Annotated in this window: 19 protein-coding genes (1 of these 19 cut by a window edge); 4 read left to right on the top strand and 15 right to left on the bottom strand. The window is 60.6% G+C overall.

Features of this window, described 5'->3' with window-relative positions; all coding sequences use genetic code 11:
- The 6 genes from ACO6TG_RS12190 to ACO6TG_RS12215 all read right to left on the bottom strand — a co-directional run.
- On the bottom strand, positions 1 to 825 hold the 5' portion of the coding sequence (locus ACO6TG_RS12190) for a dihydropteroate synthase (protein ID WP_422378415.1). It extends 60 nt beyond the left edge of the window; only the first 825 of its 885 coding nucleotides appear in the window; the start codon lies at positions 823 to 825; the stop codon falls past the left edge of the window.
- Positions 826 to 916: 91 nt separating this feature from the next.
- Positions 917 to 1,336 carry a dihydroneopterin aldolase gene (locus ACO6TG_RS12195; RefSeq protein ID WP_422378416.1) on the bottom strand — a complete coding sequence of 140 codons (420 nt, stop codon included), beginning with the start codon at positions 1,334 to 1,336 and terminating at the stop codon, positions 917 to 919.
- Between the two features lie 94 nt (positions 1,337 to 1,430).
- The gene (uxuA, locus tag ACO6TG_RS12200; RefSeq protein ID WP_422378417.1) at positions 1,431 to 2,606 is read right to left on the bottom strand and encodes a mannonate dehydratase; all 1,176 of its coding nucleotides are present in this window, start codon (positions 2,604 to 2,606) and stop codon (positions 1,431 to 1,433) included.
- A 55-nt stretch (positions 2,607 to 2,661) separates the two neighbouring features.
- Positions 2,662 to 3,402 carry an FCD domain-containing protein gene (locus ACO6TG_RS12205; RefSeq protein WP_422378418.1) on the bottom strand — a complete coding sequence of 247 codons (741 nt, stop codon included), beginning with the start codon at positions 3,400 to 3,402 and terminating at the stop codon, positions 2,662 to 2,664.
- The gene (locus tag ACO6TG_RS12210; protein WP_422378419.1) at positions 3,399 to 5,219 is read right to left on the bottom strand and encodes a glycoside hydrolase family 2 protein; all 1,821 of its coding nucleotides are present in this window, start codon (positions 5,217 to 5,219) and stop codon (positions 3,399 to 3,401) included. Before ACO6TG_RS12210 ends, ACO6TG_RS12205 begins: the two co-directional genes overlap by 4 nt.
- 45 nt (positions 5,220 to 5,264) lie before the next feature.
- Positions 5,265 to 6,245, bottom strand: coding sequence for a TRAP transporter substrate-binding protein (locus ACO6TG_RS12215; RefSeq protein WP_422378420.1), 981 nt, complete (start codon positions 6,243 to 6,245; stop codon positions 5,265 to 5,267).
- Positions 6,246 to 6,489: 244 nt separating this feature from the next.
- On the opposite strand from ACO6TG_RS12215, the gene ACO6TG_RS12220 reads away from it, so the two are divergent.
- Genes ACO6TG_RS12220 through ACO6TG_RS12235 form a run of 4 tightly spaced genes read left to right on the top strand, consistent with a single transcriptional unit; the run spans position 6,490 to position 12,183 of the window.
- Complete coding sequence (locus ACO6TG_RS12220) at positions 6,490 to 7,017, top strand: TRAP transporter small permease (protein ID WP_422378421.1); 528 nt, start codon at positions 6,490 to 6,492, stop codon at positions 7,015 to 7,017.
- A gap of 17 nt (positions 7,018 to 7,034) precedes the next feature.
- Positions 7,035 to 8,342, top strand: coding sequence for a TRAP transporter large permease (locus ACO6TG_RS12225; protein ID WP_422378422.1), 1,308 nt, complete (start codon positions 7,035 to 7,037; stop codon positions 8,340 to 8,342).
- A gap of 5 nt (positions 8,343 to 8,347) precedes the next feature.
- Positions 8,348 to 10,741, top strand: coding sequence for a TIM-barrel domain-containing protein (locus tag ACO6TG_RS12230; RefSeq protein WP_422378423.1), 2,394 nt, complete (start codon positions 8,348 to 8,350; stop codon positions 10,739 to 10,741).
- Entirely contained in the window at positions 10,741 to 12,183 is a 1,443-nt protein-coding gene (locus ACO6TG_RS12235) for a mannitol dehydrogenase family protein (protein WP_422378424.1), read from the top strand. The genes ACO6TG_RS12230 and ACO6TG_RS12235 overlap by 1 nt, the downstream gene beginning before the upstream one ends.
- A 17-nt stretch (positions 12,184 to 12,200) precedes the next feature.
- Here ACO6TG_RS12235 and proC read toward each other — a convergent pair whose 3' ends face one another.
- From proC to ACO6TG_RS12280, 9 genes are all read right to left on the bottom strand, one after another.
- Positions 12,201 to 13,055, bottom strand: a complete 855-nt coding sequence (gene proC / locus ACO6TG_RS12240) for a pyrroline-5-carboxylate reductase (RefSeq protein WP_422378425.1) — start codon at positions 13,053 to 13,055, stop codon at positions 12,201 to 12,203.
- A 258-nt stretch (positions 13,056 to 13,313) separates the two neighbouring features.
- The gene (locus ACO6TG_RS12245; protein WP_422378426.1) at positions 13,314 to 14,339 is read right to left on the bottom strand and encodes a trans-3-hydroxy-L-proline dehydratase; all 1,026 of its coding nucleotides are present in this window, start codon (positions 14,337 to 14,339) and stop codon (positions 13,314 to 13,316) included.
- Between the two features lie 9 nt (positions 14,340 to 14,348).
- A complete protein-coding gene (locus tag ACO6TG_RS12250; protein WP_422378427.1) occupies positions 14,349 to 15,452 on the bottom strand; it encodes a cis-3-hydroxy-L-proline dehydratase in 1,104 nt (367 codons plus the stop codon).
- An 18-nt stretch (positions 15,453 to 15,470) separates the two neighbouring features.
- Positions 15,471 to 16,721, bottom strand: a complete 1,251-nt coding sequence (locus ACO6TG_RS12255; protein ID WP_422378428.1) for an NAD(P)/FAD-dependent oxidoreductase — start codon at positions 16,719 to 16,721, stop codon at positions 15,471 to 15,473.
- 57 nt (positions 16,722 to 16,778) lie between these two features.
- Complete coding sequence (locus ACO6TG_RS12260; RefSeq protein WP_422378429.1) at positions 16,779 to 18,209, bottom strand: aldehyde dehydrogenase family protein; 1,431 nt, start codon at positions 18,207 to 18,209, stop codon at positions 16,779 to 16,781.
- 15 nt (positions 18,210 to 18,224) lie between these two features.
- Entirely contained in the window at positions 18,225 to 19,157 is a 933-nt protein-coding gene (locus tag ACO6TG_RS12265) for a proline racemase family protein (RefSeq protein ID WP_422378430.1), read from the bottom strand.
- Positions 19,148 to 20,107: a dihydrodipicolinate synthase family protein gene (locus ACO6TG_RS12270; protein ID WP_422378431.1), complete on the bottom strand. Its 960-nt coding sequence runs from the start codon at positions 20,105 to 20,107 to the stop codon at positions 19,148 to 19,150. The genes ACO6TG_RS12265 and ACO6TG_RS12270 overlap by 10 nt, the downstream gene beginning before the upstream one ends.
- Before the next feature lie 92 nt (positions 20,108 to 20,199).
- Entirely contained in the window at positions 20,200 to 20,922 is a 723-nt protein-coding gene (locus ACO6TG_RS12275; protein ID WP_422378432.1) for an amino acid ABC transporter ATP-binding protein, read from the bottom strand.
- The gene (locus ACO6TG_RS12280) at positions 20,919 to 21,581 is read right to left on the bottom strand and encodes an amino acid ABC transporter permease (protein ID WP_422378433.1); all 663 of its coding nucleotides are present in this window, start codon (positions 21,579 to 21,581) and stop codon (positions 20,919 to 20,921) included. The genes ACO6TG_RS12275 and ACO6TG_RS12280 overlap by 4 nt, the downstream gene beginning before the upstream one ends.
- Positions 21,582 to 21,589: the final 8 nt, after the last annotated feature.

Below are 21,589 nucleotides of genomic sequence, written 5' to 3' on the forward strand. Positions count from 1 at the left end.
CAGGTTGGCTTTGGACATGACCGCGATGGTGGCTGCACTGGTCTGTGCCACCCGAACCTCGTCCCGGAAAAGATAGACTGCACCGGTCAGCTGCACGGTAACCGGCCAGCCCAGCTCCCGCAGGCGGAAGGACTGCAGGATGCTGTCGGTCTGATAGCGGATCCGGTCCGGCCCGTCCGGCAAATGCAGGGCAAACCCGAACCCCGGATCGACCCAGAGCCGTTCGATGCCTGCCTCCGTCGCCATGCGGATACGCTCCTTGAAGAAGGTCAGCTGGTGATCGAAGATATCTTCCGCCGGTGGCAGGTAATCATCGGACCGGGCATTTTCACCGGGCGTGTAACACAGGACAATACCGGCCTTGTGCGCGGCAATCGCTTCGTAGAAAGCCGTGTCATCGACACGGCCGGTCAGATTGACAACACCGGCGCCGGCCTCAAGCAGGGCAACACCCACTTCCGGATGATAGGTTTCCACCGAGCACAGGATGTTTTCCTCTGCCAGCGCCTTCACCACAGGCCGCATACGGTCAATCTGCCGTTCGGCCGCAACAAGATCCGCCGTTTCTCCAGTCGACTCGGCCCCGATATCGACCATTGCCGCCCCTTCCAGGGTCATGCGCCGCCCGCGATAAAGCGCGGCCTCGAACGTGTGGCAGACCGTTTCGCGATAGGTGCTGTCCGGAGAGAGGTTCAAAACCCCCATCTGGTAGGTTTTGTCCTCGAAGGTCTTGTTGAATTTTTCGAAGGAGAAAGTGCGGATCGGGCTTTCGAGCGCATCGCGGTACTTGAGCCACAAGGGCAAAAGGCGGTCGGCGGAAATCATCTGGGAAAAGGCTCCGGAAAAAGGAAGGGGAACAATTGAGGAAGACGTCGGAAGTCAAATAGGCGGCCCGGACATCCCGGCAAGCCGGCGATCAACCGCGCCTTCGGGTGATACGGATGCCAACTCCACTGGCATCTTCAAAAATGTCCGGCTTTGTTACCTTCACCGACACCTCATCGGCGAGCGGATTGCCAAGCGTAAACTCCGCCACGGCTTCGGCCCATTCTTCCACCAATTCGACATGGCCGCCGGTCGCCGCCTTGTCCTGAATGAATTCGACCGTATCCGCATAGGACACATACTGCCCGGTCTCACGGACGATCCTGCGGTAGTCCGGCACCGTGACGATCTCGACATCGAAGCGCACGGCCTGCCGACGTCCCTTTTCGCTGTCAAGTACACCGATTTCCGTCGGCAGCAGCAGCCCTTCGATCAGGATCGTGTCCCGCCCCTTCTCCAAAAGAGTGGTCTCATGTGTTTCAGGGCGTTCGGTCAGCGAAGATGAAGTCATGCGGGATCCGGCAGGCTGGAACAAAGTGTGCCCGCAGTCATGTAACTTCAACGGTGGTGCCGTCAAGCAAGACGCCCCCAGCAGCACCAGCAACCTAGCCTGCAGTCATACCCTCGAACGCATCAACCGCGCGGGTCACACCGCGCAGTTCCGCAAGGCCGCGCAACCGGCCGATGGCAGGGTACCCCGGCGTGGAAGTCCCCGACAGGTCGTTCAAAATGCGGTGACCGTGATCCGGGCGCATCGGCAGATGGTTGCCATTGCCGCGTTCCAGGCGCCGCAAGGCCCGGATAATGGCGACCATGTCGATATCGCCCTCCAGATGGGCATCTTCATGGAAACTCCGCGGATCGGCCTCGCGCCTGGTGGCGCGCAGATGCACGAAGTGAATGCGCTCGCCAAGCGCTTCGACAATCGCCGGCAGATCGTTTTCCGCATGCACCCCGAGAGAACCCGCGCAGAGCGTGAAGCCATGCGCCTTCGAAGAAGACAAGCCCGCGATACGTTCCAGGTCGGCCTGCGTCCCGGCAATCCGCGGCAGACCGAACAGGGATCGCGGCGGATCATCCGGGTGCAAGGCCAGCCTTGCGCCTGCCGCCTCGATCTCCGGCACCACAACCTGAAGAAAATTCTGAAGGTTCTGGAACAGTTCCTCCCGACCAATACCCCTGTAGGCGGCAAGACGCGCGCGGAAGCCGTCCAGACTGTAGCTTTCCTCCGAGCCCGGCAGACCTGCAATGATGTTTGCCGTCAATCGGTCGTGCGCCTCTTCGGACATCCCGGCGAACCGGGCTTCGGCCGCCGCAATATCCTCAGCCGAATAGTCGGCCTCGGCGCCCGCGCGCTGCAGGATGAACAGGTCGAAGGCCGCATAGGCCGTGAACTCGAACCGGAGCGCGGTTGCCCCATCGGCAAGTTCATAATCAAGATCCGTGCGGGTCCAGTCGAGAACCGGCATGAAATTGTAGCAGATCGTGGTGATGCCCTGCCGCGCCAGTGCCTTCGCCGTTTCCGCCCAGTTTCGTGCCCACTGCTCCCAGCCCGGCGCGCCGGTCTTGATGTCCTCGTGCACGGGAATGCTCTCGGTGACCAGCCATTGCAAACCCGCGTCTTCTATCATCTGGCGCCGGGCCGCGATCTCTTCTTCCGGCCAGAAGGTGCCGTTCGGAATCTCGTGCAACGCGGTTACGATCCCGCGGGCGCCGGTCTGGCGGATGTCTTTCAGGGAAATGGGGTCCTGAGGTCCGAACCAGCGCCAGCTTTCAATCATCGCATCCGGTCTTTCTTGTTATCGCGCGAGTGGTTTAGGTCGATGGGGCAAGAGTTCAGGGCGCTGCCCTGGCAGGGGTGTAGAGATATCCGTCGAAGTCGGGATCGCCAACATCCGACAGTTCCAGCAGCGTCAGGCGGACATTTTCAAGGTGCTGCCACATGGCCAGCCGGGCCTTCTCGGAATTGCGGTGCCGCAAGGCTTCCAGGATCTCGGCGTGGTCATCAAGCCATTTCGCCCGGTAGCTGAGATCGAAGATACGGTCATGCAGACGGGCCCACATGGAGCTGTTTTCCCGCTTCGACCAGAGATCTTCCACCTGGGCGACCAGCACGCTGTTCTGGGTGGCTTCGGCGATCAGAAGGTGAAACTGTCGGTCGGCGGCATAGTCCTCTACGCCCTTTTCGATGGCCTTGCGTTCCAGTTCCAGGGTCTCGCGCAACTGGACGATGTCATTCTTGGTGATGGTCGTGGCAGCAAAGCCGGCTATGCTGCTTTCCAGGAGCTGGCGCGCCTGCAGCAGTTCGAAGGGACCAAAATCGCCTTTTTGCACATTCAGCGAAATCTTCTCGCCGGAGGCGACATAACTGCCGGACCCCTTGCGCACGTCAAGATAACCTTCGATCTCCAGCATGATAAAGGCTTCGCGCACAAGCGAACGGCTAATGCCGAGTTCGAGCGAAATCTGCCGCTCCGTCGGAAACTTGTCTCCGGGTTTGTAGCCTTCATCCGCAATGCGCCGGGCCAGCAGCTCGGCGATTTCCTGGTAGCGGCGTTTTTGGGCGTCATTCGTCATGAAGCCTTCCTTGCTTCCACATTGCCGGCCGCGATCTCCCGATAATAGTCAGCCAGAATGTGGAATGCCTTTTTCTTGGTTTTCTTGTCGGCCGCAATCAGCCCCTTGTGATTATAGCCGTTCTGAAAGATGTTTTGGCGCCTCTCAACACGGAAATCATAAAGTATCCACGGCGACATTCCCTTGATGTAACCGAGCTCGCGCAGGGTCGCGATCTGTCTGACATAGACCTCGGCCATGTAGGCCTCGCTGAAAAGCCCTCGCTCAGGGCCTTTTTCCCCGATTACCCCATCAGCTCCCGTCTCCGAAATCACCACTGGACGATCAGGGTTGGAGTTTTCGCCGATGGCCGCCAGGTCCTCGAAATTCTCTTCGTACCAGCCGTAATATTCATTGAGGCCGATGATATCGATATGGGCGGCCAGCCGATCCTCGATCCGGTTCTGCGTGTGATTGACAAGGCAGGCCGCCGACGTCAGCCGGCTCGGATCGAGCGCCTTGCAGGTCTCGGCAAGACCTTTCATGAATGTGAGCCGTGCATCCGTATCCGGATTTTCATTGCCGACAGACCAGATGATCACGCTTGCCCTATTCCGGTCCCGCTTGATCAGCTCCTTCAGCTGATTGTCAGCGTCGCGATATGTCGCGGGATTTTCAAAGTCGATTGCCCAATAGACCGGGATTTCCTCCCAGAGCAGAAAACCGAGCTCATCGGCGATTTCGGCCGCGCGTTCATGGTGCGGATAATGGGCAAGACGCAGATAGTTGCAGCCAAGCTCGCTTGCATGTTCAAACCGCCGGCGCAGATCCGCTTCACTCGTCACCTTGCCAAGGACTGCGTCATCCTCGTGAACGGAAATGCCGCGCAGGAACAGCGGCACCCCGTTCAACAGGATCTCCGTGCCGCGCCGTTCAATCTGCCGGAAACCGATCCGGTCGGTGACCCTGTCCTCACCGCAGGAAACAGAAACGTCATAAAGCACCGGCGTCTCCGGGCTCCATAGGTCCGGGCGGGCGACAATGTCAGCCGTTCCACGGCCCTCCGTATCTAAGAAAACCTCGACGTCCACACCAAGTTCCGGGATCGACACGACGACAGAACCCGTTCCTGCGCCATCAACCGCTACCTCGGCCCGCAAGGTCGAATAGGTTCCGTCCGGCACGAGGTACAAGAAGAAATCCCTGATCAGGCTCTTCGGAGTTTCGAAGTAGGATACTTCCCGATAAATCCCACCATAGTTGAACCAGTCCGTATTGCGCATCGGCACCCGGTCGCGGGTCCGTGTGTTGTTGACACAGGCCATGATCCAGTTGCGGCCGGGCTTCAGCTTCCCGGTCAATTCGACACAGAAAGGCGTCGAGGCTCCGTAGTGGTTGCCGATGAATTCGCCGTTCAGAAAGATCTTGCAGTCATAGGCAGCGGCCCCGAAGCGCAGAAACTGCCGCTTCGTCTCATCGACATCGGCAAGGTCCAGCGGCCGCGTGTACCAGGCGCTGCCTTCGAAGAAATACCATTTCTCCTTCAGCATCGCCCAGTTGGACGGAACCGGTACGGTCTCGCCCATATAGGGGTCGTAATCCCAGGGCTCCGTCCGGTCTTCCGGAGCCTCCGGCAGCATGGCGAACCATTTCTGCCGGAGGCCGGTGTCGAGAAGGTCAACGCAGAAAGTCCAGTCGCCGTCCAGGCTCGTCACGCTGCGCCCGCCCATGAAGACCAGACCGTCATGATTGAGGGACTGCGTGTTGAAGGGCACGTCATAGTCCTCGTCATGCAGCGCCTGCAGGGCGTTGTCGGCGAGATGGGAACGTTCGAGCATCTTATGAAGGTCTCCGGACCGGACTGACTGCTGTTTGAAAGCCGCTTATTCGGCAGCCGCCTTGATACGCTTGATCAGGTCGGCGACAACCGGTGACTTCTGCGCAGCTTCTTCATGCATCGGCAGCACGGCCTCAATGAACGGGCCTTTTTCCACGTCGATGAATTCCACGCCGAGTTCGGACTTTGCGGTCTCGACGGCGGCCGCACTCATGGCGTCCCACTGCTCGCGGTGGAAATCCATGGATTCGCTTGCGGCGGTCCGGATGGCTTCCTTCTCGGTGTCGGACAGCTCGCCCCAGGTCTTGGTGGAGATCATCACGACAGACGGGATCATGGTGTGGCCGTCATCGGAATAGAACTTGGAAACTTCACCGTGACGGGCGGAGGTCAGGGCCATCGGGTTGTTTTCCGCACCGTCGACCACGCCCTGCTGCAGAGCACTGTAAAGTTCACCCCAGGCGATCGGGGTCGGGTTGGCACCGAGCAGTTCGACCATGCGGATGGCCGACGGGCTCGGCTGCACACGGATCTTCATGCCTTTGAGATCCGCCGGCGAATGGATCGGCTTGTTGGCGTAGAAGGAGCGCGCGCCCTCAATATAATAGGCAACACCGATGAAACCCTTGTCTTCGGAAGCTGCGAGGATGTCGGCACCGATGTCACCGCTGAGAACATCGTAATAGTGGTCAGCGCTGACAAAGATGTATGGCAGGTTCAGGGCACCGTAAGACTCTTCAAAGGCTTCCAGCTCCGAAGCGTTGGAACGCGCCATGTCGAGGGCACCATTCTGCATCAGCTCCATGGATTCCCGCTGGGTGCCGAGCTGGGCATTGGCGTAGATCCGGATCTTCAGATCACCATTGGTCAGTTCTTCCACGCGGTCCGCCATGAACTCCATGGACTTGTGCAGCGGATGGTCTTCCGGGTTGTTGTGATTGAGACGCAGGGTCTTGGCATTGGCAGCAGAGCCCAGCGCCACCACGCCTGCAGCCAACACGGCTGCGAGCTTTACGAATTTAGACATGATTTCCTCCCAATCGCGGCCTTGGCCGCTGGATTTGCGCCCCTCCCGAACCACCGGTCGAACGCGTCACGCGCAGCTGATCTCTGCTGCGGATGGCGAATTGTTCGTCCAATTTTCAAAATCAGTCAACCTTTTTTACAAAATTGGTTGACCAATTTTCATTCCTGACGCATGTCTAACCCTGCCGGTTCCTGACTCACTGCCCTTCAATGCAGGGCACATCCGCCGGCGCGGGAGGTATATCGTGACACTTTTCACCAGGGGCGTGGATCTGATCCTGCGCTTCGTCATCACCATCGCCTTTTCGGTTCTGGTCGCCTGTGTCGTCTGGCAGGTGTTTTCGCGCTACGTGCTGCAAAGTCCGAGCACCGTCACCGACGAAATGGCGCGCTTCCTGTTCATCTGGGTGGCGCTGCTGGGAGGAGCCTACACACTTGGCCAGCGCCGCCACCTGGCAATCGATCTTCTTCCCGTGATCACGACAGGCACCACTCGCCTGCTGGTCAATGCGGCCATCATCGGTGCTATCGCCTTTTTCGCCGGCGTGGTGCTGATCTATGGCGGCATCGATCTTGTCGCCCGCACGCTGGAGACGGGCCAGGTCTCACCGGCTCTGCGCCTGCCCATGGGACTGATCTATATCGCCATCCCGTTTTCCGGCACCTGCATGCTCTATTACTGCCTGACCTTCCTGATCGACCTGCTGCGCGAAGGCCGCGGCCCCAATGAACAACAGACGGCGGCTCCCAAGGCCGGCGGCCCGCTGGACTGACAAGGACAAGACCTTTCATGGATATTCAATCTGTTGCGGTCCTGTTCGGGACCTTTGCGCTGCTCATGATCCTCGGTGTGCCGATTGCCTATGCCATCGGCCTGGCAGCTTTTGCCACCTTCCTTCTGTTCATGTCCTTCGATCAGTCGGTCTATATCGTCGCCCAGCAAGTGGCATCAGGCCTCGACAGTTTCACGCTGCTGGCCATTCCGTTTTTCATCCTGGCCGGCAACATCATGAACCGGGGCGGCATTGCCATGCGCCTGATCGAGTTTGCCAAGGTGCTGGGCGGACGCCTGCCTGGCGCACTTGCCCACTGCAACGTGCTGGCCAACATGATGTTCGGCTCGATTTCCGGTTCCGCCGTCGCCTCTGCTGCCGCCGTTGGCGGGGTGATGGCCCCCTTGCAGAAAAAAGAAGGCTATAGCCCGGCCTTCAGCGCCGCCGTCAACATCGCCTCCTGCCCGACGGGATTGCTGATCCCGCCCAGCGCCACCTTCATCGTCTATTCGCTGATCACCAACGGCACCTCGGTCGCGGCCCTCTTTGTCGCCGGCTACATTCCCGGCATCCTGATGGGGCTGAGCCTGATGGTCGTCGCCGGGATCATTGCCAAGCGCCGCGGCTATCCGGTCGCTGACCGGGCAACAACGAAGGAAGTCGTCGACAAGACCCTGGCGGCGATGCTGCCACTCGGCCTCATCGTGATCGTCATGGGCGGCATTATCTTCGGTGTCTTCACAGCGACCGAGGCCTCGGCCGTTGCTGTCCTCTACACGCTGTTCCTGGCACTGGTCGTCTACCGCGAAGTCACCATCCGGGATCTGCCCGGCATCATCCTGGAAAGCGCCGTCACCACCTCGATCGTGTTGCTGATGATCGGCTGTTCGATTGCCATGTCCAAGGCGATGGCCTTCGCCGACATCCCCTATTCCATTTCCGACATCCTGCTGGGACTTTCTGAAAACCCGATCGTCTTGCTGCTGATCATCAACCTGGCCCTGCTGGTTGTCGGCACCTTCATGGACATGACACCTGCCCTCTTGATCTTCACCCCGATCTTTCTGCCTGTCGTTGAAGATCTCGGCATGGACCCCGTCCACTTTGGCGTCGTCATGACCTTCAATCTGTGCATCGGCATCTGCACGCCGCCGGTCGGCTCGGCGCTTTTTGTCGGCTGTTCGGTCGGCGGGGTGAAGATCGGCGAAGTCCTGCGGCCGATGTTCGGCTTCTACGGTGTTCTGGTCGCCCTGCTGATGGTGGTCACCTTCATCCCCGAACTCAGCCTGTTCCTGCCGCGCCTGTTGCTTGGCTACGGAGGCTGATCCAGATGAAGGCCCTGCGCAACTGGCGTTTCGCAAACCGCTCCGGAAGCGGTTTTGCGCTTGAAGTCGAAGGCCGGCACCGGCTGGTGGTCAAGGTACTGGAGCACGACCTGATCCGGGTCTGCCTACTGAAGAACGGCGATTATCGGCTGAACCGGACCTGGGCAATCGCACCGGCCGGTGACGTGCCCTGGGAGGGGCGTCCAAGGGACGATGTCAGCGGCTTCACCTGCCCGGATTTCAACCTCAAAGAGACCGACCGGAAGATCGTTCTCGAAACCGACAGGCTGCGTCTGACGGTGGAAACACCGCTGGCGCTTGTCTGGGAAGCACGTGCGCAAGCTGACGCGCCATTCCACGAGGTCGCCAGGGATCGCCCGCAAGATGCCTACATGATCGGACGGCGGGACCACCGCAAACATCATTTCATGCGCCGGCATCCGGATGAACGGTTCTATGGACTTGGCGAGAAGACCGGCCGGCTGGAGCGATCCGGCCGCCGGTACGAAATGCGCAATCTCGACGCCATGGGCTACGACGCCCGAACGACCGACCCGCTCTACAAGCATGTCCCCTTCACGATCACAGATCGCGGCGACCTCGGTGCCTTCGGGATCTACTACGACACGATGGCGCCTTGCTGGTTCGATCTCGGCAACGAAAAGGACAATTATCATCCGTCCTTTCGCGCCTTTCGGGCCGATGACGGGGATCTCGACTATTATTTCAGCTGGGCGCCGACCATCCTGGACATCACCAGACGCCAGCACTGGCTGACCGGCGGCACGGCCTTCATGCCCCGCTGGGGTTTCGGCTACTCCGGCTCGACCATGGCCTATACGGATTCGGAAAATGCCCAGGAACGGCTGATGGAATTCATCGGCAAGCTGTCTGATGAAGACATGCCTTGCGACAGCTTCCAGATGTCGTCCGGCTATACCGCCATCAAGGGCAAACGCTACGTGTTTCACTGGAACACCGACCGCTTCCCGGATGTCGAAGCGATGAGCGAAGCCTACCGGCAAGCCGGCATTCACCTGATCGCAAACATCAAGCCTGTTCTCCTTGAGGACCATCCCCTGCGCGATGAAGCCGAAGCAAAAGGCCTTTTCATTCGCGACAGCGAGACAGGCGCACCGGAAAACTCGCCGTTCTGGGACGGCTACGGATCACATCTCGATTTCACCAATCCCGACACGGTCGCCTGGTGGCAGAAGAACCTCAAGGACCAGCTTTTTGCCAAGGGCATTGCGAGCACCTGGAACGACAACAATGAATATGAAGTCTGGGATGACGAAGCAGTCTGCTCCGGCTTCGGTGATCCGGTCCCGGTTAACCTGATCCGCCCGCTGCACAGCCAGCTGATGACACGGGCGTCTTATGATGCTCAGTGGGAAAACCAGCCGGATCGGCGCCCCTATCTGATTTCCCGATGCGCGTCGCCGGGCACCCAGCGCTACGCACAGACCTGGACCGGCGACAACTACACCAGTTGGGAAACGCTCCGCTGGAACATCCCGATGGGTCTCGGCCTCAGCCTGTCCGGTTTCTACAATATCGGCCACGATGTCGGCGGTTTTGCAGGTCCTCGGCCCGACCTGGAACTGTTCCTGCGCTGGGTCCAGAACGGCATCTTCCATCCGCGTTTCACCATCCACTCCTGGAACGATGACGGCACGGCGAATGAAGCCTGGATGTATCCGGAGATCACGTCGCTGGTCCGCGAAGCCCTGAAACTGCGCGCACAGCTGATCCCCTATCTGTACGCCCTCTTGTTCGAAGCCGTGACGCGGGGCGAACCGATGCTGCGGCCGCTGTTTCTCGACCATCCTGACGACCCGGCCTGTCGAGAAGCCGAGTTCGATTTCCTTCTGGGCAAGAACCTCCTTGTCGCAACAGTTGTCGAAGAAGGGGCAAAAATCAGGCGGATCACGCTGCCCGCCAATCCCGAGGGTTGGTGGGCCTTCGACGGCAGTCAGTGGTTTGCCGGTGGCCAGGTGATCGAAGTTCCGGTCACAATGGAAACGATCCCGCTGTTTGTGCGCGGTGGCACTGTCCTGCCAATGGCAGCGCCAAATCTGCGCGCAGCCCCGAGCCTTGACCGGAAACGAACCTGGCGGATCTACCCGCAACCGACGGGAACCCCGGCCCGGTCCTCCATAGGTTATGACGACGACGGCGAAACGGTCGATGCCCTCAGTGGAGCCCATTGCCTGACGCAATTCACCCTGTCAAACGAGGGCGAGGGTGTCAGCCTGCATTGGCAGCGCAGCGGAAACTGGCAACCGGCCTTTGACAGCATTTCGCTCTGGCAGGCAGGGTCGGACCCGCTGAAGATCAATGACATGGTCCATGTGCCCGGCACCCGGATCCCATTCCAGAAGCCTGAAGCAAACTGATGAACCAACGTACTTCCGACCTGTCCAAACCGGACTACGACCGCACACGGCTGAGACCTCGCCTGTTTCATCTCGGCCTTGGAGCCTTTGCCAAGGCCCATGTCCTGGTGTTTCACGACGAGATGCTTAGGCAAACGGGATCCGATTGGGGCGTGGTGGCAGCGCGTCTTCATTCCGGAGCAAAAGACCTGACCTTGCTTGACGAAGTCTCCGGGCTTTTTGCGGTCGGAGAAATGTCGGGCGAGGATCTTGCCCTGCGCCAGGTCGGGGCAATTCTAAAGACGCTCCATCCACAGCGCGACGGGATGGCGACGCTGCTTGCGCAGATCGCCGATCCGGAACTTGCCGTGATCACGCTGACGATCACGGAAAAGGGGTACTGCCTGAAGAACGGAGACCTGGATCTGGATCACGACGGCATCCGGCAGGATCTGAGCTCGCCGGACACGCCGACAACCGCCATCGGCCTGATCGCGCAGGGATTGCGCCTGCGCCAGACGGCTGGATTGCCGGGCCTGACGATCCTGTCCTGCGACAATCTCCCGTCAAACGGTCATCTGTGCCAAAAGGCCGTTTCCGGCTATGCCGCGCAGCTGGATCCGGCACTCACAAAATGGATCTTGAAAACCTGTCGCTTTCCCTCTTCCATGGTCGACCGGATCACACCAGCCATGACCGAAGCCTCCCATCTCCAGTTATCCGAGGCTCTTGGTCATCCCGATCCGAATGGTATTCTGTGCGAGCCTTTTCGGCAGTGGGTGATTGAAGACACCTTCGCAGGTGACAAACCGGCGTGGGACCTTGCCGGTGCTGAGTTCGTCGAGGATGTGGCCGCTTATGAAGAACTGAAGCTGCGGCTGCTGAATGGCAGCCATTCCTTTCTGGCTTATCTCGGCGCCCTTGCCGGTTTCGACACCATTGCCGAGTGCATGAAATCGCCGGTCCTGAAGGCTTCCGCCAGACGGCTCATGCTGGACGAGCAGGCCCCGACGCTGAAGCTGCCGGCAGGCGTCGATGTCAACCAGTATGCCGACGCCCTGATTGCGCGCTACGCCAACACGGCGCTTCACCACAAGACCACCCAGATCGCCTCCGACGGCAGCCAGAAGCTGCCGCAAAGACTGCTGGCCTCCGTGCGCAACCATCTTCAGGCAGGGCGGCCCTGGCCTTTGACGGCCCTCGCCATAGCCGGCTGGATGCATTATTGCCGCGGCAACGCGGAAGACGGCAGGGCGCTGCCACTCAACGACCCGCTTGCAGACCAGATTGCAGCGCTGGCCGCGCGATCCAAAGGACGGGACTTCGTTGACGGAATGCTGTCGCTTCATGAGGTCTTCGGTGCGGATCTTCCGGAAACGCCCGAGTTTGCCGAAGCCGTTCAATCCGCCTACGAGCGGCTGATGTCAGTTGGCGTGCTGGACTGCCTCTCGGCGGCCGACTGAGCAAAAGGTGTAACCGCTCAATCGCGAACGACGCGAAGACGAGATGTGACAGGCGCCTGGTGCTGGCCCGACAGTTCGCCGCAGCGGATGGCAGCCGCCTCGATGGTCCGCTTGACCAGCTCGTGAATGCCCGTGTCGTCGGCCATGAATTCCAGCATGCCGGCTTCCGTCGTGCCGCCCTTCGAAGTTACGGCAACCCGGAACCCGGTGGCATCGGCATCCGGCTGGGCGAGCATGCGCCCGGCACCGGCAACCATTTTTATCGCCAACTCGTGGGCCAATTCTTCTGGAAGGCCGAGCTCAAATCCGGCGGCTGCAAAAGCTTCCGCCATCGCGAACACATAAGCGGGACCTGAGCCGGAAAGCGCCGTGACGATCGGAAGCAAGTCCTCCGCCGGCAGTTCCACCAGCGATCCAACCGCCGACATCAGCTTTTCAAACAGTGCCTTTTGATCCTCGCGCAGATGCGCATTGGCAACATATGCCGTCACCGCCGCCCCGACCGTTGCCGGCAGGTTGGGCATAGCCCGGATCACCGGCGTTCCCTCGGCAAACTTCTCTTCAAACAACGAGACAGGTTTGCTCGCCGCAATGGACAGGACCAGTGTGTCGCCCCCCCCAAACGTCTTCAGTTCCGACAGAACTTCGTCGACATCTGCCGGCCGGGTGGCAATCACAATCGCGGCCGGGCTTTCCGGAAAAGCAGCATTTACGTGAACCCCTTTTTGCCGCGTCAGCCATTTCGACGGACGCGGGTCGCGGACGAAAAAGCTCTCCGCCGGCAGGCCGTCCGCCAACCAGGCCGTCAACAGGGCCTGCCCCATGAAACCGCAGCCAATGAGGCCGATGCCCCGGTCCAGAAGTTCGCTCACTCGTGCCATCGCTCAAAATCTATTATCTGTTTCACCCGACGATTTGGGCAGGTGGCACTTGCCTTCTACCTGAAACTGCCAAGCAAATTTTCAAATGGATCACAGCATCAAGCTGCTACTATAGTGATTAATAGACTGGCTTTTCATCGCCACGACAATACGGAACTTACAGAACTATCTAATTTTTCCTTTCAACTTGCGTCCAGTTTCGAGTGACTGGCATAAATATTCGTTTTCCAGTCATTTCCGGCGATTTTCTCAAGCCCCCCAAGTGTCGCTCAGCCGATACCCTTCCGGCCAGGGGTCGCTGGGATCGAGCATGTGCTGATGAATGCCTGTTACCCAGCCCCGGCCGGAGATTTCCGGAATGATGCCCGGACATCCACCCACCGGCTGCTCGGCAACGATGCGCCCCCTGAAAGTCGAACCGATAATCGAAACCGCTTCGAACGTATCGCCGCCCCTCATCTCGCCCTTTGCCGCCATTAACGCCATCCGGGCGGAAACGGCTGTTCCAGTCGGTGATCTGTCGACCTTGCCCGGCTGAATGGCGACGGCTGACCTTCCGGACAAACCTGTCTCCGTTTTCGATAGGGGACCGCAAAAAGCGCAGAAGGAAATGTGATTCCAGTCCGGGTTGTCCGGGTGCGAAAAGCCGAGCTGCGCGTTGGCCGCGTTGGTGATCTTCACCCCAAGCCGGGCAATTTCCTTGGCTTCGTCCTCGGCAATGGCAAACCCGAGCGCAGCGGCATCGACCACTACAAAACTGTCGCCGCCATAGGCCGTGTCGACGATGAGGGTGCCAATGCCTTCCACTTCCAATGGCGCAGATAGTTTGCCGGCAAAGCTGGCGACGTTCTGCACAAAAATGCGCTCTGCCTTGCCGGCACGGCATTCGGCCCGGACACGCACCAGTCCGCCCGGCGCTTCCAGCACCATCTCCGTGACCGGTTCTGTCATCGGAATGATGCCGCCGTCGAGCAGGACGGTAGAGACGCAGATCGAGTTCGATCCGGACATGGGCGGTGTGTCTTCCGGCTCCATGATGATGAAGGCAGCATCCGCTTCCGGGTGTTTTGGCGGCACCAGCAGGTTCACATGGCGAAATACGCCGCCGCGTGGCTCGTTGAGAACGAAATTGCGCAAGGTCTGATCCTTGGCAATGAAACTGCGCTGTTGCCAGAGGGTCTCGCCGGGAGGTGGCGCAACACCGCCGACAATCACATCGCCGACCTCGCCTTCCGCATGGCAGGAAATCACGTGAATGGTTTTGCTGCTGCGCATGGCATCACCTCAGAAGTAGCGGGCAACGGGTTCGCCGAGGGCGTCAAGGATCGGGGTGATGCCAAGGCCGGGCCGGGCCGAGGCGGTCATCCGGCCATTGACCCGTTTGGGAGCCCCCTCTGCAATATCGACCGTGCCGTAGCTGTTGAAATCTGTCGCGGAGAACGTGAACTCCGCCGGCGTGGATCGCGCCAGATGGGCAATCGCGGCCGTCGTGATGTCCCCGCCCCAGGTGTCCTCGATGGTCATTGGAATGCCGTGCGCCACGCAGAGATCGCGCATCAGCTTGGCCTTGGTGAGCCCGCCGACCTTGGAGATTTTCAGGTTGATACAGTCCATCGCGTCTTCGGCAATACCGCGCACCAGCATGTTCGGGCCATCGATCACTTCATCCAGTATGAAAGGCAATCCCGTGCGCCGCCGGATCGAGACGCTTTCCTCATAGGTGAGACAAGGCTGTTCGATATAGACATCGAGCGACGACACCGCGCCGGCAACCCGGGCCGCCTCGTGCCGGGTCCAGCCCGTATTGGCGTCGGCGACCAGAAGGTCCGACGGCTTCAGCACCGCGCGCGTGGCATGGATCCGGTCGATGTCGTCACTGGCATCACCGCCCACTTTCAGCTGAAACTTGGTGTAGCCCTCCGCTGCATAGCCCTCGATTTTCTTCGCCATCACCTCTGGGTCTTCCTGACTGATCGCCCGGTAGAGAACGACATCATCCTGGGCTGCTCCGCCGAGCAGCGTATAGACCGGCTGCAGCGTTGCCTTGCCAAGCAGATCCCAGCAGGCAATGTCGATCGGCGCCTTGGCATAGGGATGTCCCCTCAACGCAGCATCCATCACACGGTTGATCTCCCCGATATTCAGTGGGTCCCGACCGATCAGCTGCGGCGCCAGTTCCTGAAGGCCGGCGCGAACGCCAAGCGCAAAACTTGGCAGATAGGCCGAGCCCAGCGGGCAGCACTCCGCATAGCCTTTCAGGCCCTCATCCGTTTCAACCTCGACCACCGTGCTGTCGAACACCTCTATAAAATTGCCGTTTGACCAGCTGTAACGGCCTTCTTTCAGCGGAAGGTCGACCTGATAGACATTAATGGCCGAGATTTTCATGAGGTCCTCCAGATTTCATTAGAAGCGCCGCGCGGAAAAGGCGGACATATCGATGGGGGCCGGTGTTTCACCAGCAAGATGCGCAACCAGTTCTGCGGTTCCCGCCGACTGGGTCAGGCCGAGATGGCCATGGCCGAAGGCGTAGATGATCCGTCTGTCTTTTGATGACCGGTCGATCACCGGCAGGCTGTCGGGTAACGACGGCCGGAACCCCATCCATTGGCTCCCGCCCTCACTCTTCAGCCCGGGCAGAAAGCGTTTGGCCTTGTTCAGGAGAATGTCGGCGCGCTTGTAGTTGGGCTTCAGCCTGAGGCCGCCCAGTTCCACGGCACCGCCAACACGGACACCGCCATTGATCCTGGTGACCACAAAGCCATGCCCGGAGAAGGTCAGATGGGTTTTTAACTCGAAGGCGCCGGCCGGTAAGGTCGTGTTGTAGCCGCGTTCGGTCTCCAGCGGGATCCTGTCTCCAAGACCATGCGCCAGATGGTGTGACCACGCACCCGCGGCAACCACCACCTGTTTGGCCTCGTAGGAACCAGAGCGTGTTTCAACGCCGACCGTATTTTCCCCCGGCCGCAAGGCCACCACATCCCCCTCGCCGATCCGCCCGTTGCGGGCAGTGAACGTTGAAGTCAGGTGCGCAAGCCATCGGGCGGGATCACATGTGTTGGTCCAGTCCGGCGTATAGGCGGCATGGGTAAATCGTCGGTCAAGACCGGGCTGAACGGCGGCAATCGCGTCCGGGTTCTCCAGGAGTTCGAACCGGATGCCGTGCTCTTTTCGCAGCTCCCATCCCGGCAGGCTGGCCTGGAACTCCCGGTCACCTTCATAAAGCTGCATCTGCCCGTCCCGCTGGAACAGGTCCGCGCCGCCAACGTCCCCGGTCTGCCGGTCCAGCGCGGCCTGCGAGACTTGCATCAGGGACGCTTGCGCCGACAGAGACGCCTGGTAGCGGTCCGGCCAGCTCGCCCGCCAGAACCGCAGCATCCAGGGCGCGATCGGCAAGGCGTAGGCCGGCGGCACGGAAAGCGGCCCCAGCGGATCGAGCAGCCATTTGGGCGCCTTGCGCATGATGCCGGGGGTCGCCAGCGGAACGATGTCGGTAAAGGCGAAGGCCCCGGCATTCATGTCCGACGCACGGCGTATATCCGTCGGCCGGTCCAGGACGAGGACTTTCCTGCCTGCCTTTTGAAGCGCAAGGGCGCTGCTGATCCCGATGATCCCGGCCCCGATCACGAGGACGTCATGGACCTCTGCGTCCGTCATGAAGTTTTCCTTGAAAAAGACCTGCGGAGCGGCGCGCCCCGCAGGCCAGTTGCTGCTCTATGGGAGGGTATAGGCAGTCTTGACGGTGGTGTAGAACTCGGCCGCATAGCGGCCCTGCTCGCGCGAACCGAAGCTGGAGCCCTTGGTGCCCCCGAACGGCACGTGATAATCGACGCCGGCCGTTGGCAGGTTGACCATCACCATGCCGACCTGGGCGTTGGCCTTGAAGTGGCTGGCATGTTTCAGGCTGGTCGTGCAGATGCCTGCGCTGAGACCGAACTCGGTGTCGTTGGCAACGCTCAGGGCTTCGTCGTAATCCTTCACCCGGACAACGGATGCGACCGGACCAAAGACCTCTTCCTTGTTGATGCGCATGGCATTGTCGGTCTCTGTCACCAGCGCCGGCGCCATGTAGAAACCTTCCGTTTCCCGGTTGAGCCGCTCACCGCCCTGGACGTTGCCGCCGTCCTTGGCGGCAATGTCGACATAGGAAAGGTTCTGCTGCAGCTGACGGTCGTCGACGACCGGGCCCATCTGGATGCCGGCTTCCAGGGCATTGCCGACTTTCATGGCCTTCATGGCGTCGGAAAGAGCGGCCACGAAGCGGTCATGAATGCCTTCGGTGACCACGAGGCGCGAGCTCGCCGTGCAGCGCTGGCCGGTGGAGAAGAACGCCCCGTTGAGGCAGGCGGCAACGGCCAGATCCAGATCGGCATCGTCCAGAACCACCATCGGGTTCTTGCCGCCCATTTCCAGCTGGACCTTCTTCAGGTGCTGACCGCAGGCCGCCGCGATACCCCGTCCGGTCGGCACAGACCCGGTAAAGGAAATCGCATTCACCTTGGCGCTTTCAACGAGGCGCGGCCCGATTTCGGAGCCCTTGCCCATGACCAGATTGACGACGCCCTCAGGCAAGCCGGAGCGCGACAGGATCTCCACCAGCGCATGCGCACAGCCCGGCACCAGTTCGGCCGGTTTCAGCACAACGGCGTTGCCATAACAAAGTGCAGGCGCAACCTTCCAGGCCGGAATGGCAATCGGAAAGTTCCACGGTGTGATCATGCCGATGACACCCACAGGCGAACGGGTCACATCGACCTCGACGCCGGGACGCACCGACGCCAGTCTGTCGCCGGTCTGGCGAAGCGCTTCGCCGGCAAAGAACTTGAAGATCTGGCCGGCTCGTGCGGCTTCACCGACGCCTTCAATCAGGGTCTTGCCCTCTTCGCGCGACAGCAGATGGCCGAGCTCTTCCTTGCGGGCCAGGATCTCTGTGCCGACAAAATCCAGAACATCGAAGCGCTGCTGCGGCGTCGAAGCCGCCCAGCCTGCGGCAGCCTGATGCGCAGCGTCGATGGCCTGTATCATCTGGTCCGCATTGCCCCTGGCGCCGTGACCGACGATGTCGCTGATGTCGGAGGGGTTGATATTGGCAACGCTATCGGTGGTCTCGACCCATTGGCCGCCGACAAAATTCTTGTAATCCATGTGTCTGGTCCAGTCTTAAAGACGGATCCCCGAACGGTAGGGATCCGCGGGATTGAAAATCAGAGTGGCATCGGAAGTGACATAGGCGTCTCCGGTGATGGTCGGAATGACACCGCCGTTTCGCCCCGGCTGATAGCTGAGCTTATAGATACTACCTATAACACTTTCCTGAATGTAATCCGTGCCGGGCGCCAGCAGGCCATCCGCCGCCAGACAGGCCAGTTTCGCCGAACAGCCGGTGCCGCAGGGCGAGCGGTCATAGGCGCCACCCGGACAGAGCACGAAGTTGCGGCTGTCGGCGCCAGCCGTGGCGGGCGGTCCGAACAACTCGATATGGTCGATCCAGGCGCCGTCCTTGCCGGTGACACCGGCCTCATCCAGCGCGCTCCGGATCTTCAGCGTCAGGTCGGTGAGCGGCCGGATATTGGCTCCGGTAAGCGCAATCGGACTGTCCTTGACGAGGAAAAACCAGTTCCCACCCCAGGCGACATCGCCTGTCACCTGGCCGATGCCATCGACCTCGACCGCGACGTCCTTTGCCAGCCGGTAGCTCTCGACATTGACGACGGAGACCGTGTTGGCGTCGAGAAGATCGATGCCGACCTGCCCGACCGGCGTGTCGAGCCTGTGCTGACCCGGTCCGATTTGTCCGAGATGAGCGAGGGTCACACCAAGTCCGATGGTGGCGTGGCCGCACATGCCGAGATTCTGCAGGTTGTTGAAATATATCACCCCGGCCGCACACTCCGGGTCATCCGGCGGCACCAGCAATGCGCCGATAATCGCATCATGCCCGCGCGGCTCCAGCACCACGGAGGCGCAGAAATCGAGATGCTCCGCCTCCAATCGCGCCGCGCGTTCGGCGAGCGTCCCGGCTCCGAGATCCGGGCTGCCCTCCAGCACGACGCGGGTCGGTTCACCCGCCGTATGGCTGTCGATTACGCGCATTCGGCGATCACGCCTCCCTGCTTGCACCAGTCGGCATACCAGGTCTTGAACAGCGCATATTGCGCCTCGACATAGTTGCGCTGTGCATCGGTGAGCGCGTCGGTCTCGTTGAAATGCAGCCGGTATTCCTCTTCACCGTTCAGCACCATGAGGTGCTTGTAGTAAAGCACCAGGTCCGGGCCTTCATCGAAGCTGGACAGGACCCCGAGCGCCTCTTCCAGTTCCTTCGCCCGCAACCGGGCTTCGGCATGACCTTCGGCAGCCTTCTTGCACAGGTTGACCAGATGCAGGACTTCCTTCGGGATCGCGTTGCCGATGCCGGTGATCGCGCCGGTGGCGCCGCAATTGAGGAAACCGTGATAGACGGCCGTGTCGACGCCAACCATAAGCGTCACCTGGTCGTCCTGAGAGGTGATGTTTTCGGCCGCATAGCGCAGGTCGTCGAAGCCGCCGAATTCCTTGAATCCGATCAGGTTGGGGAATTCCGCTCGCAGGTCGAAGAAAAGATCGGCGCGGGTGGCAAAGCCGTAATAGGGGCTGTTGTAAATCACCGCCGGCAGGCTCGGCGCCGCCTTCAGGATCGCGCTGAAATGGTGACGCTGCGCGCCAACCGAACTGCCGCGCGACAGAACCCGCGGGATCACCATCAGACCATGGGCACCGACCTTTTCCGCATGGGCGGCATGGGCAACGGCGGATCTGGTGTTGACCGCGCCGGTGCCGACCACGACAGGCACGCCGGCTTTCACCAGGCGCTCGACACCTTCCATGCGCTCCGCATCCGTCAGAAGCGGCCAGTCGCCCATGGAACCGCAATAGACAACGGCAGACATGCCGGCCTCGATCAGCTCCTTGCCCTTCTTCACCAGCGCATCGTAATCCGGGGTGCGGTCGGCCTTGCAGGGGGTCATCAGGGCCGGCATCGTGCCGGAAAAGATATTGGACGTCATAGTTCACTCCTTGAAGGTCAGACCTGCCGCAAGTGGTTCCCACGCACCTGGCACGGGCCCGTAAAGGCCTGACAACTGATATTGGCGCCGGGTCAGCGCACGTTAGCAAGAAATTTTCGGGTGTTCTCGGATTCCGCCTGGCCGAAAATCTGGTCCGGCGGGCCGATCTCCTCCATCACGCCCTTGTGGAAGAAGGCGACCCGGTCCGACACGTCCCGGGCAAAGCCCATCTCATGCGTGACACAGATCATGGTCATGCCTTCTTCGGCCAGCAACCGCATCGTGTCGAGCACCTCGCCGACCAGTTCCGGGTCGAGAGCAGAAGTCGCTTCGTCGAACAGCATGTAGGCGGGTTCCATGGCCAGCGCCCGGGCAATCGCCAGGCGCTGCTGCTGACCGCCGGACAGGGCATTCGGAAAGACATTGAGCTTGTCTTCCAGACCCACATGCTTGAGCTGCTTCTCGGCGATTTCCTTCGCCTCGGCCTTTGACTTGCCTTTGACGATGCGCGGCGCCAGCGCAACATTTTCCAGCGCCGTCAGATGCGGGAAGCTGTTCCATTGCTGGAACACCATGCCGAGCTTCTGGCGCAGCTTGTTGATGTCGGTCGCCTTGCCGTGCACGTCCGTGCCGTCAACGACAACGGACCCTTTCTGGATCGGCTCCAGGCCGTTGATGCAATAAAGCAGCGTCGACTTGCCGGACCCTGACGCCCCGATCACGGAGAGGACCTCGCCCTTTTCGACATCCAGGTCGATGCCCTTGAGCACCTGCAAGGCACCGAAATACTTTTCTAGACCGCGAATCTCGATCATTGGGCCCACCTTTTTTCCAGTTTTGCGGCATAGCGCGAGATCGGGAAGGACAGCGCGAAATAGAACGCGCCGGCGATTGTCAGGATCAGGAACGGTTCCTGCGTCCTGGTGATCAGGATCTGGCTGGCCTTGAGAAGTTCCACGTATCCAAGCACGGAGACGAGTGCGGAATCCTTCATCACGCCGAGGGCGACGCCGACCCAGGCCGGAAACACCGCCCGGCCACCGATGGGCAGCACCACGTAGCGCATGTCCTGCCAGTAAGTTAGGCCCAGGGAGCGCGCGGCCCGGCGCATCGGCCGACCGACCGCCTCGATGCCGCCACGGGCGACATTGGCGACGAGCGCCGCCGTATAGATCGTCAGGATCACGGTGCCGGAGCCGAACGGGTCCAGATTGAGCCCGACAATCGGCGCGAAATTATAGAACAGCACCAGCTGGATGATCAGCGGAACAGAGCGGAAGATGTCCAGCACCGGCGCCAGCGTCAGCGCCGCCCAGAGCCGGCCCTCGTACAGCATCCAGCCAAAAAAACCGCCGAGCAGAGTGCCGATCGTGATCGACAGGGCCGATATCCAGAGCGTGCGCAGCGCGGCTTCCCCCAGAAACCAGAGGTCGTTGAGATTGAAGCCGGAAAAGAAACTGATGGATTGGTTCATGTCGGCCT

It is taken from the genome of Roseibium sp., assembly GCF_965233565.1.
In the GTDB taxonomy this organism is placed as follows: domain Bacteria; phylum Pseudomonadota; class Alphaproteobacteria; order Rhizobiales; family Stappiaceae; genus Roseibium.